Below are 18,863 nucleotides of genomic sequence, written 5' to 3'. Positions count from 1 at the left end.
TATTTAAGATAAGCGAGTCCGAAATTCAACCGAGGTCGGTTCGCTATAACCCTAATCAAATATCTATCATTATGAGATTTCTATTATCAATACTCACGATTTTTATGTTCGCTTTTTCGAGCATGGCTGTCGCACAAGACACCTTGAAAGTCACCATTGAAGGTGATGATAAAATGCAGTTCAATTTAGACGAAATTAAAGCTGAAGCAGGTCAAACTGTGGTACTCACCCTGAAGCATGTAGGTAAATTACCTAAAGCTGCAATGGGTCATAACTGGGTTCTCTTAGCACAAGGAACCGACATCAACACCTTTGGAGCTGCTGCTTCAAAATTTGCTGATAATGGTTATTTACCTGAAGACAGTGAGCAAGTACTTGCAGCAACTGATTTAATTGGCGGTGGGCAGGAAACAACCATAGAATTTACTGCACCTGAAGCCGGAACATATGACTTCATTTGCAGTTTTCCGGGCCACTACGCCATGATGAAAGGAAAGTTTATAGTTGAATAGTTAGGTAGTTAGTTGCATATCTTAACTACTAATTTGTACCCCAAAAATAACCCTGGATCTTTGAAATGGTCCGGGGTTTTTTATTTCATTTTGTATCGAGAGCTTTAATAGCTTCTTCAATAGTCTTATCTCCCTGTAACAAATCTAAGCTCATACCAAAAGTTGAGGGAGTATCAATAATCTCAGTAATTACTGAAGCAACATCATCTCGAGGCACCGTTCTTCCCTCGATCTCTTCTATCTTCTTCTTGAGTTCAACTTTATCAGTCCCGTCTTCGTTGGTCAATCGCCCCGGCATTAAAATAGTGTAATCCAAGTCAGATTTTCTAAGATGATCATCGGCCGCGGCTTTGGCTTCATAATAATGTTGCATAGCATCCGACCATAAATCATTACTGCGATTAGCTTTTAATGCACTAACCATTATAAAACGTGATACACCTGCATTTTCAGCTTCATCAATTGCCTTTATGGCTCCGTCACGATCTATCACTTTAGTTTGTGATTTCGGAGTATCACCTCCAGATCCTGCAGTAAAAACAATGGCATCCATTCCTTTAAAAGCATGACTGAAATCCCTCTCCAAATCTGCCAATACCGTTGCTATTCCTTTCTTTTGAAATTTACTTATTTGCTCTTCTTTTCGAACCATTGCAACCGGAACATGTTCACTATCTTTTAATTTTTTGCAGAGCCTGGTTCCTATTTGGCCGTTTCCTCCTATTATCAATACGTTCATAGCTGACTATTTTTATTGAAATTCATTAATACAAAAAAGCTAACCTATAAATCGTTTCTTTGATAAAACATATAGATTCCCCTTTCCATCAGATACCAAAGAAAAATTTATCAAATTGCACGATATGTAATACTTTTGGTTACTCATTAATCAAGATTATAAGAACATGCCTAAAGTACTTGTAACAACCGGAGGCGGTGATTGTCCCGGATTGAATGCTGTAATCCGCGCCATTGTAAAACGGGCACAGCAGACCAAGAAATGGAAAATTTATGGAAGTTTGGAAGCTTTTAATGGAGTCTTGCGCTCTCCAAAAGAAATCATCCGCCTGAATGATGAAAAAGTAGCCGGGATTCACGCCAAAGGAGGTACTATACTTCAAACAACTAATAAAGGTGGTCCTTTTAATTGGTCGGTTCAGCAAGAAGATGGGGCCTGGACGACTGAAGACCGTTCCGATGAAATGATAGATTACCTGAAAAGAGAAGGATTTGAAGTCGTTATAAATATCGGTGGAGACGGCTCTCAGAAGATCAGCCACGATTTATATAAAAAAGGATTGAATGTGATTGGAGTGCCAAAAACTATTGACAATGATTTGGCCTGCACCGACTACACGTTTGGCTTTCAAACGGCCGTTGATATCGCCACCGATGCCGTTGATAAATTGGTAACTACAGCCGCAAGTCATCATCGATTAATGATCCTCGAAGTGATGGGACGTGGTGCAGGATGGATTGCTCTACATTCAGCTTTAGGCGGAGGAGCCGAAGTATGTCTAATTCCTGAGATTCCCTATAGTATTGACAGAGTTTTGGAACGACTTAATGAGCGCTACCAAGGTGGGCGCGGGTTTGCCATCATTGTAATTGCTGAAGGTGCTAAACCTAAAGATGGATCAGTTGTAGCCCGGGAAAGTGACGAAGTAGGCTATAGAAATCCCCGATTGGGCGGTGTGGCCTATCGGCTTTCTGACCAACTAAAAGAAGCCGGGTTTGAACATGATATCCGGGAAATGGTACTTGGCCACCTGCAGCGAGGTGGTACCCCCATAGCATATGACCACGTGCTTGCCACACAATTTGGAGTTAAAGCAATGGAAATGGCCATCAAAGGTGAATATGGGATGGGCGAATGGTTTCATTCCTGGATCATGAGATTACTTCTGTTCCTTTGGAAATGGCCACGGACGCACAAAATTTAGTTGATCCAAATGAGTTTTTAGTTCAAACGGCCAAAGGTGTTGGAATTAGCTTTGGGGATTAAAAATCTTAACCAATTCGAAACTTCAATTCATCGATTGTGGAAAGAATTTCATCCCGATCCATATCTCTATAACGCTCCGGTAATAATTCTTTTGAAGTACACTCAATCACGGCGCTCAGTGTCTGAAGCTCAATTTCTTCGGGATAGGTTGGTGGTAAGAAGTCTTCCAAAGCAAGATCCAGTATTTCCGGGGTTACTTGTTTTTTACCTTGAGCAGCGGCACGAAATTTAGCCCTGGTTAGAGCAGCTTCCATGTCTGCACCTGAAAATGTTTTGTCTCCATCCTCGATCATTTTTGGAGTGTAATTTTCAGTCATCTTCAAACCGGTTTTATTGGCCATGGCTTCAAAAAGTTCAATGCGCTCCTCTTTAGTGTGGGGTGGGAATAAAGCCAAATGTTCCTCCGCTCTACCCTGTCTCTTAAGATCCACCGGCATCAGATCAGGCCTTGCCGTCATCAAGAACCAAACGATGCGTCCTCGATTGGCTGTATCACTCATAAAGGTAGCAATCTGTGAAAAGACCCGGCTTGAAACACCGCTGTCGCCACTAGCATCACGATTACCAAGGTAGGCATCGGCTTCATCAATCATAACAGCTACAGGAGCCATAGCTTTAAGCAGAGATAGAATTTTCTCGAGGTTTCCTTCGGTCACACCCTGCCACTGACTCCGGAAGTTTTTGAGTTTTACCATCGGAATTCCAACTTCACTGGCAAAACAGGTTACCATGAAAGTCTTACCCGTTCCAACCGGACCACAAACCAAATATCCCATCGGCATTACATCTTGTCGGCCGGCTTTCAGAGCTTGAACAGCCTGTCGGAGATGGGCTTTTACTTGGGCATGTCCGGCTACATTATCCAGCGAATAAGGGGTTTCCACAAATTCCAGCAACCCATAAGCTTCAGCTTCAATTAGTTCTTTTTTAGCCTCAGAAAGTCCCTCAAAAGTAATCTTCTCCTTATTCTCGCGAGCATGTGAGAGCACACTGCGTATGTTAACAAAATTCAGTCCTGCCGTTTGTTGAGCAATAATCTCCGGCTTTACTGTTGATATCTCTTCCCAAGTATCATCTTTTGTTTCAAAATTGATAAAATCAAGACGGCCCTGCTCTCCGGGAATATTAATCTTGATATCCGTTGTATATGGATTTTGAACCAGGGTTTTATTTAGGTCAGCCAGGTTTTCAGTAATCAACACGGTGGTAAAATCTGCCGCTAAAAACATAGGATCGTGAGCCCAACGCGAAAGATATACCATTGAAGTCCGGTCTTCATTCCCAATGGAAGCAGCATCGCTCATGGGTACAATAGTTTCTGCATAGTCAATAATCAGTCCAACGCTTTTCTTTTGGTCCAAGCGAAGACGGAAGTATTGTTCCAAAAGCGACATTACCCGAACAGGGTCTTTAGGCATTTTATTTGCATAATCGGTGCCCACTAAACTATCCCGGCCTGCTATGGCTTGGTTAAAATCAGCTTGCGACTCTTTATCCCGAAAATAGATTCCTGAAGCCCTGTCATAAAAAATCACAAAATCTCTTGCTCCGAAAAATTCTTCAGACAAGAACGATTTCAGGCGGTTAAATTTAGTACCCTTTTCTTCTTCCAGGGGAACCAAATCATGCACGTTCCCATGTAGAATAAACTGGTTAATAGTTCTGCTCAGATATTTCCTTGCAAATTCTTGGGACCATTTTGGATAGTGATCGAACATGGTTGTCTAATTGATTTTTTTTATGGAATTTAAACCTACTGCTGTTTAATACAAAGCCTTCAGACTTCAGCTTTCAGCTTTCAGTTTTATTCATAATTCCTGCGAAGGCAGAAATCTAGTTATAGAATTAAAATAAGATACTGTTTTGAAAATTAGATCTCGGACATTCGCCGCGAGATGGCCATAAACTAAAAGCTGGAGTCTGACAGCTGAAAGCTTATTCTATAATTATGAGCTTTACCGTTTCAATCCGACTTGGTGTGGCTTTGCTAATGATAAATTTTTTGCCCTCAATTACCACTTCTTCATTTACTTTCGGTATTCGCCCTAAATGATTGATGATGTATCCCGCTACGGTATCATATTCAGAAGGTTCCAGCGGAAGTTCAATTTCCTCAAATTTATCACAAAGCTCTTCTATTTCCACATTACCGCTAACTACGAAATTATTTTCGGAAAGACGCTTCATGATTTCATCTTCTACGTCATATTCATCTTGAATATCTCCTACTACTTCTTCGAGTAAATCTTCAATAGTGACCATTCCTGCGTTGCCTCCATATTCATCCAAAACAATGGCTACCGACATATTTGATAATCGAAACTCCGTAAGCAAATCATTGGATTTTTTACTGGAAGGAACCAGTTTAACCGGACGTATGATTTCTGTTAAAGCCTTCGGTTCATGAAAAAAGTCATGTGCAAAAACTACACCTATCACATCGTCAATGGAATCCCTGTAGACCGGGAGCTTAGAGTGCCCTGACTGTATAAACACATTTAAAACCTCTTCAATGGGCGTGTCTTTTTCAACTGCCTCTATCTCAATCCTCGGAATCATAGAGTCCTTCACTCTTTTGCTGGACAGCTCGAGCACGTTATGGAGAATCTCAGAATCGTCTTCGTCAATATCTTCGCTTCCTCCACTGTCTCTTAATTCCTTGAAAATCATTTCTACATCCTGGCGGCGATAATAGTTCTCAGGCACTTCCGCCCCTTTCACCAAAAATTTTATCAAGATATTGGATGAACCTCTTGATAACTCAATGAGTGGTCGAAAGAGATAGTATGCAATCCTGAGTGGAACAGAAATAACGGCGATCATATTATCTGCAAGTGCCCTGAATATAGCTTTGGGTAAAATCTCCCCAAATAACATGATGACTACAGCAGCAATAATGGTTTGAACCAGCAACACTTGTAAATCTGTTGGAACCACTCCAAACCATGCCTGAGAGTATTCTATGATAGGTTCCACCAAAAATATAGCCATAAAAGTGGCGTATAATACATTTACGATATTATTGCCTACCAGTGTTGTAGTTAGAAACGTTTCAGGCTTCCGAGTAAAGAACTCAATCGAGTTTCCGAGAAAACTATTTTTTCGGGAGGCCACTTCCAGCTTTAGCTTATTAGCTGTTACAAAGGCTATTTCGGATCCCGAGAAAAACCCACTTAATAAAATGGTAATTACAATCAGGAAAAGCTCAATCATGAGGCTCCTCCCATACAGAAAAGAAGAAAATTAAAAATGCTACCTGATGGAGGCTCGTCTTTCATTCAATACTATATTTATTCCTATTTACCGGAAAAGTTGGGTTTTCTTTTCTCAAGAAATGCGCCGGTTCCTTCTTTGAAATCAGCTGTACCACATAATTCACCGAATAATCTCGCTTCTGCTTCGAAACCATTTGCACTGTCAGCTTCTTTCACAGCCAGTAGTGCATTTTTTATGGCAACCGGTCCCTGCTTCATAATTTTATTCAGCATTGATTTGACTTCATCTACCGCAGAATGTTCTGTCACTTGATTAACCAACCCAACTTCAAAAGCTTCTTCTGCTGTTACCTGTCGCCCGGTCATAATGAATTCCAGTGCTTTTGCCCTTCCCACTAATTTTGTGAGGCGCTGCGTTCCTCCATATCCGGGGATAAGACCTAAACTCACTTCCGGAAGTCCCAACGCGGCTTTATTTGAGGCAATTCGCAGATGACAAGCCATTGCAAGCTCACATCCGCCACCAAGGGCATATCCATTTACCGCAGCAATTACAGGAATAGTAAGGTCCTCGATTTTCTGAAAAACATCTTGTCCCCTTTTCGACACTTTTTCACCGGAAACCGGATCGAGTGTGCTTAGTTCCTTGATATCTGCCCCGGCTACAAATGCCTTCTCTCCCGCCCCTGTAATAACCACGGACTTAATCTTATAATTTTCTTTAATAGCATCAACGGCATTATCGAGTTCTTCTAAAACCAGGCTGTTAAGAGCGTTAAGTTTATCGGGGCGATTAATGGTGAGCGTGCAAATACCTGATTCATCAACTTCAAGAAGAAGCGTTTCGTAAGACTGAGCCATAAATAAATCTATTCTTTAACTTTTTTAGCAGGTTTAATTTCCGATTTAACATCATCAGAGAGTTCATCCGAAATGGAATCAAAATCCAAATCACTCTCCCATTCCGTATCGTACTCCGGTAAAATATCCTGATCTAAGTCGTCAATCAATTGTGAAGTTTCTTCTACTTCCGTCAGTAAATTATCGAGTTGGAATCCAATTTCTTCTGGATTACTCATCGTCATAGATTGCTCGTAGATGTAGCGAACAGCATCTTCAATAGTTTCCAGATGAGTTTCACAGACTAAATACTTTTCTTTGGCGATACTGAATTTCTTCAAGCGCTTTTGCATGATAGCAACCCGGCGCGCTTTTGTGCGCTTCAGCTTCTCCGATTCCAGCTCTTTGATTTCTTCGATCTGTCGCTTTACTTCTTCCTTAAGATTGCTTTCCAGGGACGTGTTCAAATACACTTCATATCGTTTAATCAAATCCAGAAGGGTTAGGTAGTTGCCTAAGAGTTCATCAATTTTCTTGCCGATGTTATCCAGAAGGCCTTGCGAGCTGTACGGTAGTTTCTCAAAATTTTCCTGCACCAACTTAGCCAGGTGTTTAAGTACCAGAAAGCGTTTTTGGGAATTGTTATCCAGCGATTGAAACAATTCCTTTTCGTTGTTAGCCGCGTGGCGTTCTTTAATTTTTTTGAGTTCCAGCTTTTTACGAAATCGCGGCAACTTTGGGACAATACCCAAATACATCAATTCTAACCCAAACACCGTAGTAAGTAATAAACTTGGGAAATCCCCCATTCCCGTCATAAAAAATGCTGTAAGTGTGGAAACCAACAGAACACCCAGATTGATAGGGTTCATAAAAGCTTCACGGGTATAATTGATATTTAGTTCGTCACTCATGATGGGGATTCTGATGGGGTGTCATTTTCTTCCGGTTTATCAGCGGGTTTTTTACTGCCTATAGTTTTCTCTGTTTTAATCTCATCGGCATGCTTCTCAATTTCAGTGTACAGCATGCCCATTTCAGCTTTAACCTGTTTTATGGTTTGTTTGGCCTTTTGTTTCTTGAGCTCTTCATCCAATTCTTCGTCTTTAACTTTACTGCCTGCCGGAGTGGATTCATCTTCAAGATTATCCAAAGCTACATCCAGGCGGGCTTCTGCATGCGTTACTTTTTCGCGAACCTTTCCGAGAAAATCGTCCATGGTCTCCAGCAGATTTTCGGCATTCATATTTTGTACCGCTTGTGAAATCTTACCCTTCTGCTCTGAACGTTTTAGACGCTCCTTTGCCTCTTTAATACGCCGATAGTTTTCTTTGTATTCTTCTTTGAGGCGTTCCCGATCCTGTTCACCTTTCGTACTCATAGCCTTTAATTAAGAGCTGCTTTTTTCTTTGTTTCCAATAGTTTTGGAACTGTCTTTTTCCTTAGCCGGTTCTTCCTCGTCGATATTGATGGAACCACTTTTTTCGCCCATATCCATTTTGAATTGCTCTACCAGGGATTTGGCCCGCAGTTTCTCTGCATTTGCTTCAATTTCCATGGTTTCAGTATCGATGCTGTCTAAGGCAATTTCCATGCGGGCTTCGTTTTTGGCTGAACGCTCATTCAAGCGATTAATCATTTCATCATGGGTCTGATCAATGCCCCCTACTTCAAATTGCTCTAAGGTATCTGCAATTTTAGCCTGCCATTCTGATCTTTCGCTGGCCCGTAATGCTTCTTTTGCTTCCTGAATCTTTTTATCTTTTTCTTTCATGAAGACCTTTTTCACCTTCAATGCTTTTTCGTATGCACGTTCAGCAAATTCCAGCTGTTCTTTGGTATGTTCAATATTTTCTTTAGCCTTTTCCAGCTTCAGCGCATATCCTTCAGCAATATCATCGCGGTTGGCCTGAATGGCTGACTTAACTTTATTGGTGAGATCCTGAACGGCTCTTTCGTTGCGCTTCAGCTCTTTTTCGAGCATGAGCTTATTAGCCTTTACGGTAGCGATATTCTCATTCATCTGGGGAATTTGGTCATTCATTTCCCGAATATTCTGCTCGAGAATGAGTTTTGGATCCTCCATTGAGCTTACCAAACCACCGAACATAGATTTTATAGCGCGGATAAATCGTTGAAACATAATACTTTCCTTTATTTTTAAATGCCCTGTTAAACTACAAACTAAATTAACCGATTATTAGTGTATTTCAAGCAGTTAAAGCTCAAAAGCTCTACTGCCCTCCTTGTCAATGGTATGACTAACCATTTCCACTTCCTCAGGTTTAGTTTTTGATATAGTAACTGCACCGAATAACTTATCGCTTGCAGCTTCTATTGCTGATGCCTTGTTCGTATATCCGGTCAAAATTGTTTCACCTTTCAAAATTTTATCCCCAATTTTCTTTGTAAGGGCAATTCCGGCCTGGGGATCAACATCATCTTCTTTCTTTTTACGCCCGGCTCCCAATTCTACCGAGGCCATTCCAATTTCATATGAATTCATCTCGGAGACAAATCCATCCTTTTCTGCTTTAATCTCAAATTCATACTCGGCCTCAGGATATTTTTGAGGAGATTTAATCATTTCCACATCCCCTCCCTGCTCTTCTACAATATCCAACCATTTTTGGAAAGCAGCTCCGCTTTCAATCATTTCTTTACTTTTCTCTATTCCCGCTTTCACAGATTCAGCTTTATCTCCTAAATAAATCATAGTACCTGAAAGTAAATAGGTGATTTCCATAATATCATCAGGACCCTCACCGTGCATGGCATCAATACATTCTTCCACTTCCAGCCAATTTCCAATTTTATAGCCAAGCGGCTGGTTCATGTTCGTGACATACGCTATGGTTTCCTTCTCAAACTGAGTACCAATTCCTACAAGAGCTTCCCCCAACTCGATAGCATCATCAGTTGTTTTCATGAAAGCGCCGGAACCGGCTTTTACATCTAACACCAAGGCATCAATCCCCTCGGCAAGTTTTTTACTCATAATACTGCCGGCAATTAACGGAATGGATTCAACAGTAGCGGTCACATCGCGCAGTGCGTACAAACGCTTATCGGCAGGGGCAATTTCAGCCGTCTGGCCGGCAAGCACGAGATCATGATTCTCAATAATTTCTTTATATCTTGCCAAATCCATATCCACTTTAAAGCCGGGGATGGATTCCAGTTTGTCGAGCGTACCGCCGGTGTGGCCAAGACCCCGACCGGAAATCATGGGCACCGGAACGCCTGCTGCAGCTACAATTGGGGCAAGGATTAGAGAAAGCTTATCGCCGACACCTCCGGTTGAATGTTTATCCACTTTTTTACCTGAAATATGTGACAGGTCTACAATTTGACCGGAATTCAACATAGATTCCGTTAGTGCAGCTGATTCCTCATCATTAAGTCCGTTCAGGTACGATGCCATTAAAAAGGCACTGACTTGATAATCCGGGATTTCATCAGCCGTATATTGGTTAATGAGGTATTGAATTTCCTCATTATCCAGAGTTTTGCCATCTCGTTTTTTGCGTATAATTGATACTATGTTGTATTTTGTAGTCATATCTAAGTATAGGCTTTAGACAACTTTTTTTCTCATTCAAATTACATTTTTTGATACACGCAGCAGCCGATCAAAATCTTTACAAGATTAAGGAACTTAAGCCCCCTCAAGTTCAGCTTTCACTTTACAATCCCTCGGATGGAATTCCGGATTTAAATGGAATAGATGCCCTTATTCTTCGCACTGTTACTCATTTAAATGCTGATACCCTTCCTCATATTCCATCTTCCTTAAAATTTATAGGAACGGGTTCATCGGGGACTGATCACCTGGATATCGATTATCTGGAATCAAATGGAATTCATGTTGCGGATGCCAACGGCTGCAATGCCCGCTCTGTTGCTGAATATGTTATGACTGCACTTTTATTATGGCGAGAAGAGCATAACCCGGATCAGCCTTTTGGTAAAGTTGGGGTGATTGGAGTTGGGAAGGCGGGTTCTGCTGTTGTTGAAATTTTGACGGATTTCGGGATTAAGTGCGTAGAATATGATCCCCCCAGGGAACAAAGAGATTCTACCTTCAACTCTTCGTCCATTGAAGAAGTTTTGGATTGTGAAATACTCACGTTTCATGTCCCCCTAAACAAAAAGGGAGAATACCCCACTTACCACTGGCTGAATGAAGAAAAATTATCAGGACACCAATTTCAGCTTATTATAAATGCTGCCCGGGGAGGAGTCATAGATGAAATTGCCTTGATGAAGTTTTACGTAGAAGGACGCATCCAAAATTATGTGTTGGATGTTTGGGAAGGTGAGCCTGACTTCAACACAAAAGTGGCAAAACACGCTTTTATTGCCACACCTCATATAGCCGGTTATTCTGAACAGTCTAAAGTTAGAGCCACTGAGATTATTTTTGATAAAATGGCTGATTATTTTGACCTCAAAAATGCCTGTCCACAATATGAAAAGCTTACTAAAACAGTTGATTTAGCTCATATTGAATATGATCTTGTGAAATTGCTTACCCGACTTCATCCTATTCTTGGCTACGACAAAGCATTGAGAGATTTATCTGCCAGGCCGGATAAGAAAATTCTTTTTCGGAATCTCCGCAATGAGTGGCCCTATCGGTATGAATATAACTTTCTTAAAGTACGTTCGGAGATATTGAACGAGTTCCCTGAATTAAAAACTCTTGGGGTATCTGCTGTTGGTTAATGAGTGATTTTTCGTTTCGTTATGTCATCCTTTCAGAATAAGTCATTTTGGTTTTTCTACTGAGCGTTTTAAGAGAATAAACTCTTTACCCTTTATCCTCAGCTTCAGCTGCAATATGATCGATCATGGATGAAAAGATGAGAGAATGAATTGGATATAATGCATACCAATACAATAAACCCATTAAGCCTTTTGGGGCAAAATATGCTGTTTGAACCAGCTTGGTTTGGTTAGATTTTTCATCATTTATTGCCTGAAATTCGAGCCATGCCCGTCCCGGTACTTTCATTTCTGCCCGAAGCCTGAGTACCTCCCCCGGCTTTATAGCTTCCACTCTCCAAAAATCCAGAGCGTCACCAATTCGTAAATTTTGTGGATGCCTTCTTCCCCTTCTAAATCCAACCCCACCTACCAATCGATCTAAAATCCCACGCAACTTCCAAGCCCAGTTGAAAGTAAGCCACCCCTTTTCACCGCCCAAACTCGTAAATACATCAAAAATTTTTTCCTGATCTACTTCAACTTTGCGAATACGTCTTTCGATATTTAGGCCTTCCTTGGTTTCCAGTATCACCGGACGCTCATCTCCTTTGCTGCTGATGAGGGCATCATTCCAGGTGGTCTCAACTTCATCTGTATCAATTCGGGCAAGAGCCAGTTCTACTGCTTTTTTGTATGATATGGGGTTAACTTCGGGAAATAAATTCCTCGCTTTATCATTTTGGACCAATACATCGTTTTTAAGTCCTTCGATGAGCGGGCGGGCCAAAGAAGCTGGAACGGGAGTCATCCAATGGACCCAATGTGAGGAGAGCGCAGGTGAAAGTATCGGAACCGGAATCAAAATTCTTTTGAGTCCTTTAATCTCAGCATACATTTTCATCATATCTGCATAAGTGATGACGCTGCTTCCCCCGATCTCAATAATCTTATTCTTCGTTTCAGGCTTTTCAATTGCTAAAACCAGGTATTGCAACACATTCCGAATTGCAATAGGCTGAACCTTACTATACACCCACTTTGGGCTAATCATAATGGGCACTCTTTCCGTCAGGTACCGGATCATCTCAAAGGATTTACTGCCGGAGCCTACCACAATAGCTGCACGGAATTCTGTAACCCCTATATCTGACTCCCTCAATACCTCTCCTGTTTTTTGCCTGGAGGCAAGATGCTCAGATAGATTATCACTCTGATTACCAAGTCCGCCTAAATAAATGATGCGCTTAACTCCAAACTGTTCAGCGGACTCTCTAAAATTTCGTGCAGCCTGCATATCACGCTTATGAAAATCATCATTGCTTTTTCCGCTCATGCTATGGATTAAGTAGTAAGCTACATCAATGTTTTCAAGTACTCCGGGCAAAGTTTCAGGCTTCAAAACATCGCCCTCAACCACCTCTACTTCATTAATCCATTTGCGGCCGTCAAGACGTTCGGCATCACGGGTAAGCACACGAACCTCATATTCTTTTTTAAGCAGTTCCGGTACAAGTCTACCGCCTACATAACCCGTCACCCCGGTTACTAAAATTTTTTTCTTCTTAGACAAACTATTGCATTTTTATTAATAGTACCAACTTGGTTCTTCAACAATATAAAGGGCAAAAAAAGTTCTTCAATCAATAGCTGATTTATGATCTGTTAGTAAAACATATAATACGTAAATAAAATAGCGGTCATATTATAAACCCCATGCGCCACCATAGAGGCAGTTAATCGTTTTGTGTATAAGAATAGTAGAGTGTATGCGATGGTCGGAACTAAAATATCAAACCAGCCTAAAGCATCGGACGGTAGGTGTCCTGCGGCAAAAAAGAGAATGGATAAGATGGCCGCTATCCAAATTCCCACTTTCGGATTGCTGAACATATCTTTCAAAACATTTATAAAATATCCCCGGTTATAAATCTCTTCCGTAATGCCTCCCCCAATCACTCCTAAGGCAACAAATGAGAAAGTCCCTATTACGGAACCATCGAACATAGTAACCATTTGAGATATATCAGTCCTTTCTGCACCGCCTGTGTTTGGTATGATTACCCCGAATTGCAACACCGTCCAGGTTAAGCCAATGATAATTCCCAATAATCCATCTGCTTTCCAGTACTCGAAAGACCAGCCGATATACTTGAAATCCTTGCCCAAAAATCTAAGTGAAAAATATAACAGCCAACAAACCGTGATCAGCTGAAAAACGGCAATAAATAATAAATTCACCCCAATCAGACCGCCATTAATTTTCGTTACACCAAAGAATACATTTGGAAGGGCAAATAATATAAACCCAAAAATTACGGTGGCTATAAAGACTGTTAGCTGCTTTTTCTTGCTAATCGTTTTATTTGTGGAGTCCAATTGTTGGGCCGATAATTTATTCTAAGATAGAGCCGTTACGACACAACGTTCTCACTTGTTGCAGACAAATGGTTAACCGTCTGACCCACTGCGATTTGTAAACTTACTGATTAAAACTCCCACTAATAGCACTTGATAGAACTGACCGGTAATTCCGAAAAATGAGGTGATTAATTTTGCCTGATGGGTTATCGGACTAATATCACCATATCCAATGGTTGTTAAGGTTATTGAGCAATAATATACCAAATCAGTATAGGTAGATGGAGGATTCGTTAAATCTACATTCGCAAATGATTGCGGTTCCAGGTGGATGAGAAAGTAGGCCACAAATACAAAGATCTCGACTAACAACAGAAATCCACAAATAGCCGACGTTATCAGGTCTATATTGATATAGGACGGGCGAATCATATATCGAAAAACTTGTATAAATAGCACCAGGTAAAACAGTATATAGGTGACACTCAAAGCAATGAAATAACCCGGAATTTCACCAAAAAATGGCAACCCAATTGGAAATAAGATCACCGATGCAAATAGAGGAATTTTTAATCGATTAACCCAATGTTTCGTATCAAGAAATAAACCGCTGGCGAGCACTGCCAGAATTACCATGTTTACCGGCCAAAGGGTACGAACGTAAAAATCAAAATCCAGTACAAAAATCCCAACGAATAGATGCTGGACTAACCCCAGTAGCAGTAACTCATATTTTCTTTTCACCAAGAAATTAGAAAATACCCGGAATGTACTCTGATTACTTTCAGGCATAATATTTCTTTCTATTCGTCATCATATGCATTAAAACAAACCCAACTTACTTTCCACGGTAGTAGTCAAATAAATAAGTTCAAAAATAATAGCCCAGTTCTTCACAAAATTCATGAATTCCATCATTTTATCTTCGCGGTCGTCCTCTTTCCAAAACGAGTGAATGGAGAATGCAGCAATAGCCATAAATACACATAGGCCGATCATGCCTTCAATTATAAAATAGCCGGTAATCATACTCAGTCCTCCAAAAACCAAAAGCAATCCACTAAGAAATACCATAACCTTTGGCTCGAAAAGCCCTCGTTTTTCAGCATATTCCTGCACGAAATGCGAGTTATAGAAATGGTTAATACCATTAACGAGGAAAAAGATCCCCAGTAGAATTATTAACACTGTCTTTATCATAACCGAACCTCCTTATTCAAAACTTTTGACCCAGTTGGAACAAGCTTGTAGAAATTTTTTAAGAAATTTTTGACTCGAAAGATCTTCTAAGTTCCCCTGACTGTCAAATTTTTCATGAGCACGAAAAAGCAGAAACTCCGGCTGAGGCATACACCTCACATTTACAGATTTGAGTGATTGACGAAGCTGATCCTGACTTCTCGCGGTACCCGTTACACTTGGTGAAGCTCCAAAAACTGCTGCAGGTTTTCCTGAAATCGGAGCATCCTTTGCGGATCTTGAAGCCCAATCGATTGCATTTTTAGTGACGCCCGTCATTCCATGATTGTATTCAGGTGAAGCAATTAATATTCCATCCGCAGTTCGGATTGACTCTTTGAAAGCAGTAACTCTCTCCGGATCTCCTTCCTCTTCCACATCGGCATTAAATAAAGGGATTCCCTCCAGATCAAAAATATGTATTTCCATTTCTTCGGGAGCAAGCTCTTTTGATGCTCTTAATAATGATTTATTGAAAGAACCGGTTCTTAGGCTTCCGGCAAATGCCAAAATTTTCATAATTGATACTCATTTTAGTTTAAGTTTTAAATAGTACCTACCCTAAATAATAATTGTATCAATCTATTTCTTGAAAATTTTTCCCTGCTTATAGTATTATTTCAAATACTCCGTTCCCCCACAATATAAATGTCTAGTCCACTCCCTGATGATCATAACTTAGCACCCGCTTTATCACCCACTTTTCATCTTCCAACAGCCAAATATGGGTAAACTTTGCGACACCCGTCTTTTCCAATTCTACTTCATCTCTGCGGATATAAAATTCATGCTCTCCTTTTTGAATAGCACCGTACAACTCTCCGTTTTTATTGAGTGGGAAAACTTCAAGGGTTCCCGGCACCAATGTCCTGATCGGCTTTATGGGTGAACCGGAACAGATATTATTGGAGAACGCTTCAAAGAATTCTTCACGATTTTGCATTCCCCCGGTATTATGATAAAACTCCAAATCAGGGGCTAATAATCCCTCAAATTTTTCTATGTGGCACTTGTTGAATCCCTCCACAAATAGCAGGCTGTCCTTTTGCGCAAGGGATCGGTATAACTCGCTTGATGTATCGACTTGCGCCAGAGTTTCCTTCTCCGTTAAAAGAAGTGCAAATAAGGCCAGGAATGAAACTTTTATAACTTGAGATAGAAAAGTAGATTGCTGCATGTTTGGGATGTAAGGACTTGGTTATTATTCCAAATCAACTACGGCAACATCATTCGGTTGTTACATTTATTTTTCACTTCCGGTATCATCACTATTTAAAAAGTCGGGCCATCCCTGCGGGATTTAGATCCTCTCCCAACATTCACCCCGGATTAAAATCCGGGGCTACATTCAGTGGTCTCTACGAGACCGGTTCATGTCATCAAATCAACTAAACTACTCTGCACTGAAAGTGCAGGGTTCTAATCCCTGGGCAGTAAACAATAAACGTTCAACTCAATCAAATCCGGACTCATTGCAAAAAATCCAAATCCCGGAGGGATGAGCGAATATAGCCACGCGGCTTCAGCCCGTGGTTAATAATCGTATACAAAGAAAGTCCCGGCGGGACGACCCAAAAATTGTCATTTTTATGAAATGTCCAAATCTCCTCTAATGAATTCTTGAGCTAACCACGGCAGCCCTCACTGGAAATAAATTCAATCACCGTATTTATTTTTTCAATGGCAGAGTATTATATGTTATTATTATTGAGTCAAATAAAGCAAATAAACAAATGGCATTACGACTTATAAAAATATTACCTCCCAAAGATTTTGAGGATATTAAAAGCCTCATTAATGAAGACGATATTCTTGACTCCTGGGTTGATAAATCTGAGGGAAATAAAACGGTCGTTAATCTTTTGGCGGAAGTAGAACTCACCGAAAAAATTCTTAATGACCTGGAAACAAAATTTACAGGAAAAGATGATTTTAGAATAGTCCTTCTTCCCATATCAGCTACCCTTCCTTCCAAAAATGATGATGAAGAAACCGAAGAGAGTAAAAGCCAATCAAAAGATGAGGAAGAAGACGATGAGCGGGTCCATCGAATTTCAAGAGAGGAACTATATGAAGAGATAAAAAAAGTGGTTGATTTTTCCTGGGTTTACCTGGTGCTAATTGCTCTTTCGTGTGTGGTAGCAGCCAATGGTTTAATTCGGGATAACGCAGCCATGGTCATAGGCGCCATGGTGATTGCCCCTATTTTGGGCCCCAATGTTGGGCTGGCCCTTGCAACTACCCTTGGTGATAAAGCACTCCTTAAAAGATCTCTAAAATCGATTTTATATGGTTTTTCCCTTGGTATAAGCCTTTCTATTTTAATGGGACTTATCATTGATATTAATCCTGAGGTCACACAAATCAGTTCACGGACCGTAGTCAGTTATGCAGATATTGCATTGGGACTCGCAGCCGGTGTGGCAGGATGTTTATCATTTACCAGGGGCATTTCTGCTGCTGTTATTGGGGTGATGGTAGCAGTTGCCTTGCTCCCGCCGATGGTGGCTACCGGTTTACTCCTGGGAAGTGGCATGTTTGAATTGGCTTTTGGCGCCGGATTATTAACACTAACTTATATTATCTGTATCAACCTGGCAGGTGTGCTTACATTTTTACTTCAGGGAATAAAACCGCACAGTTTCATTGAACAAAGAGAAGGTGAAGAATTAAGTCGCTACGCTATTTTCATCTGGGTCAGCCTTTTAATCATACTATCTGTTATAATCTACTTTGTGTTTTTGTGATGCCGGCTACTTAGAAGCCCTGAAAGTGACCTGGTTCCAACATAAATTTCCAGGTCAGAACAAATAATGCCAATCCTGTGTTGAAAAAGTAATCATATGGCAATGACTTAATAAGATTAACAGTGCTTCAACAGAAATGAGCAATAAATACACGCTTGCTTTAGCAGTGGGATTTGTTCTCCTTTGGAATTCGGGATTCATTGGAGCAGAATATGGTCTTCCCTTTACCGGTCCTTTTACATTGGTATTTTGGCGATATTTGGCTTTAACATTGCTCCTTGCCGGTTACTTGCTGCTGAGAAAACGTTTTCTTTGGGTGGGTTGGAAAACAGCAGTTTCCAATATGATTATAGGAGTACTGGCTCACGGTGTTTGGCTCACTTGTGTATTGTTTGCACTGGATAATAAAGTACCGGCAGGTATTGTAGCCTTGATCGTTGCGCTACAGCCGTTAGCTACGGGAGCACTTTCAGGACTCATAACCGGAGAACAAACGAATACCTATCAGTGGATGGGTTTGTTGTTGGGCTTTTTAGGAGTACTGGTGACCGTAATTTTTCGAATCGATTTTACCAGTTACCAATCTATTTTTGGTTACCTGATTCCCCTGCTATCGGTGGTTGCAATCACCATAGCGAGCCTGATACAGCGGCGCATGGAATTAAAATCTGAAACAAAGAAACTGCCAATCGACCTTACCCTGTTCTACCAAAGTTTGGCAACAACGGCAGTACTGGCACTACCTGCTATCTACGCAGAGCAACTATATACGGAGTGGACCCCGGTATTTATCTACACTATGATTTGGCTTATTCTTGCGGTATCCCTGGGAGCATATGCTTTGATGTGGCTGTTGATAGAACGCATACTAGCGACAAGAGTGGCCAGTTTGTTCTATTTTGGTCCCCCGGTAACCATGTTAATGGCTTGGATGGCTTTCGGCGATACTCTTTTATTGATGGATATTGTGGGCCTTGCTATTGTATTTTTGGGAGTACTGCTAACCCAATTCGGTAATCAAAGGAAAAGGGGTTAACGGCCCAGCGTTTAACTGGCTTGGCCTTATTGGCTGGTAATGGTTTTAAATCTCAGAATTTCTTTTAGCAGACAAATTTTGAAACGGCAAACAGCGCGTTGTTCAATCTCGTTCCCAACCTCCCCAGCCTGTGTGAAAAGTCGAAAAAAAATGTAATGCTATTGCTATATATAGCATTAATAATTATTGTTATGTGTGTAA

18 protein-coding genes and 1 pseudogene are annotated in these 18,863 nt (G+C 40.8%); 5 read left to right on the top strand and 14 right to left on the bottom strand.

Annotated elements, in window-relative coordinates; translation table 11 throughout:
• The first annotated feature begins 71 nt into the window (after positions 1–71).
• Complete coding sequence (azu, locus tag RI561_RS06295; protein ID WP_395079380.1) at positions 72–512, top strand: azurin; 441 nt, start codon at positions 72–74, stop codon at positions 510–512.
• A gap of 85 nt (positions 513–597) precedes the next feature.
• Here azu and RI561_RS06290 read toward each other — a convergent pair whose 3' ends face one another.
• Positions 598–1,251: an SDR family oxidoreductase gene (locus RI561_RS06290; RefSeq protein ID WP_395079379.1), complete on the bottom strand. Its 654-nt coding sequence runs from the start codon at positions 1,249–1,251 to the stop codon at positions 598–600.
• 166 nt (positions 1,252–1,417) lie between these two features.
• Here RI561_RS06290 and RI561_RS06285 point away from each other — a divergent pair.
• Positions 1,418–2,517 (top strand): annotated as a pseudogene (locus RI561_RS06285) (6-phosphofructokinase).
• Between the two features lie 5 nt (positions 2,518–2,522).
• On the opposite strand, the gene RI561_RS06280 reads toward RI561_RS06285, so the two are convergent.
• From RI561_RS06280 to RI561_RS06250, 7 genes are all read right to left on the bottom strand, one after another.
• Positions 2,523–4,235 carry an ATP-binding protein gene (locus RI561_RS06280; RefSeq protein ID WP_395079378.1) on the bottom strand — a complete coding sequence of 571 codons (1,713 nt, stop codon included), beginning with the start codon at positions 4,233–4,235 and terminating at the stop codon, positions 2,523–2,525.
• A gap of 217 nt (positions 4,236–4,452) precedes the next feature.
• A complete protein-coding gene (locus RI561_RS06275; protein WP_395079377.1) occupies positions 4,453–5,730 on the bottom strand; it encodes a hemolysin family protein in 1,278 nt (425 codons plus the stop codon).
• Positions 5,731–5,813: 83 nt separating this feature from the next.
• Positions 5,814–6,593, bottom strand: coding sequence for an enoyl-CoA hydratase/isomerase family protein (locus RI561_RS06270; RefSeq protein ID WP_395079376.1), 780 nt, complete (start codon positions 6,591–6,593; stop codon positions 5,814–5,816).
• 8 nt (positions 6,594–6,601) lie between these two features.
• Entirely contained in the window at positions 6,602–7,486 is an 885-nt protein-coding gene (locus RI561_RS06265; protein WP_395079375.1) for a hypothetical protein, read from the bottom strand.
• On the bottom strand, positions 7,483–7,953 hold the full coding sequence (locus RI561_RS06260; protein ID WP_395079374.1) for a hypothetical protein: 471 nt from the start codon (positions 7,951–7,953) through the stop codon (positions 7,483–7,485). Before RI561_RS06260 ends, RI561_RS06265 begins: the two co-directional genes overlap by 4 nt.
• Before the next feature lie 9 nt (positions 7,954–7,962).
• Positions 7,963–8,715 (bottom strand): PspA/IM30 family protein, encoded by a 753-nt coding sequence (locus RI561_RS06255; protein WP_395079373.1) that lies wholly within the window; start codon positions 8,713–8,715, stop codon positions 7,963–7,965.
• 75 nt (positions 8,716–8,790) lie between these two features.
• Complete coding sequence (locus RI561_RS06250; RefSeq protein ID WP_395079372.1) at positions 8,791–10,134, bottom strand: thymidine phosphorylase; 1,344 nt, start codon at positions 10,132–10,134, stop codon at positions 8,791–8,793.
• 50 nt (positions 10,135–10,184) lie between these two features.
• Between RI561_RS06250 and RI561_RS06245 the strand changes: the two genes are divergently transcribed.
• Entirely contained in the window at positions 10,185–11,300 is a 1,116-nt protein-coding gene (locus tag RI561_RS06245) for a 4-phosphoerythronate dehydrogenase (protein ID WP_395079371.1), read from the top strand.
• A gap of 85 nt (positions 11,301–11,385) precedes the next feature.
• Here RI561_RS06245 and RI561_RS06240 read toward each other — a convergent pair whose 3' ends face one another.
• The 6 genes from RI561_RS06240 to RI561_RS06215 all read right to left on the bottom strand — a co-directional run bounded on the left by RI561_RS06240 (position 11,386) and on the right by RI561_RS06215 (position 16,056).
• Positions 11,386–12,852, bottom strand: coding sequence for an SDR family oxidoreductase (locus tag RI561_RS06240; RefSeq protein ID WP_395079370.1), 1,467 nt, complete (start codon positions 12,850–12,852; stop codon positions 11,386–11,388).
• Positions 12,853–12,944: 92 nt separating this feature from the next.
• Positions 12,945–13,658 carry a CPBP family intramembrane glutamic endopeptidase gene (locus RI561_RS06235; protein WP_395079369.1) on the bottom strand — a complete coding sequence of 238 codons (714 nt, stop codon included), beginning with the start codon at positions 13,656–13,658 and terminating at the stop codon, positions 12,945–12,947.
• Positions 13,659–13,730: 72 nt separating this feature from the next.
• Positions 13,731–14,432 (bottom strand): potassium channel family protein, encoded by a 702-nt coding sequence (locus tag RI561_RS06230; RefSeq protein ID WP_395079368.1) that lies wholly within the window; start codon positions 14,430–14,432, stop codon positions 13,731–13,733.
• 30 nt (positions 14,433–14,462) lie between these two features.
• Positions 14,463–14,840: a DoxX family protein gene (locus RI561_RS06225; RefSeq protein ID WP_395079367.1), complete on the bottom strand. Its 378-nt coding sequence runs from the start codon at positions 14,838–14,840 to the stop codon at positions 14,463–14,465.
• A gap of 12 nt (positions 14,841–14,852) precedes the next feature.
• Positions 14,853–15,398 carry an NADPH-dependent FMN reductase gene (locus RI561_RS06220; protein ID WP_395079366.1) on the bottom strand — a complete coding sequence of 182 codons (546 nt, stop codon included), beginning with the start codon at positions 15,396–15,398 and terminating at the stop codon, positions 14,853–14,855.
• Positions 15,399–15,531: 133 nt separating this feature from the next.
• Positions 15,532–16,056 carry a nuclear transport factor 2 family protein gene (locus RI561_RS06215; protein ID WP_395079365.1) on the bottom strand — a complete coding sequence of 175 codons (525 nt, stop codon included), beginning with the start codon at positions 16,054–16,056 and terminating at the stop codon, positions 15,532–15,534.
• A 556-nt stretch (positions 16,057–16,612) separates the two neighbouring features.
• Here RI561_RS06215 and RI561_RS06210 point away from each other — a divergent pair.
• On the top strand, positions 16,613–17,626 hold the full coding sequence (locus RI561_RS06210) for a TIGR00341 family protein (RefSeq protein WP_395079364.1): 1,014 nt from the start codon (positions 16,613–16,615) through the stop codon (positions 17,624–17,626).
• A 136-nt stretch (positions 17,627–17,762) separates the two neighbouring features.
• The gene (locus RI561_RS06205) at positions 17,763–18,662 is read left to right on the top strand and encodes a DMT family transporter (protein WP_395079363.1); all 900 of its coding nucleotides are present in this window, start codon (positions 17,763–17,765) and stop codon (positions 18,660–18,662) included.
• Positions 18,663–18,863 lie beyond the last annotated feature (201 nt).

This window comes from Gracilimonas sp. (assembly GCF_031581265.1).
Lineage (GTDB): Bacteria > Bacteroidota > Rhodothermia > Balneolales > Balneolaceae > Gracilimonas.
This window is presented reverse-complemented; position numbering and strand designations above follow the sequence as displayed.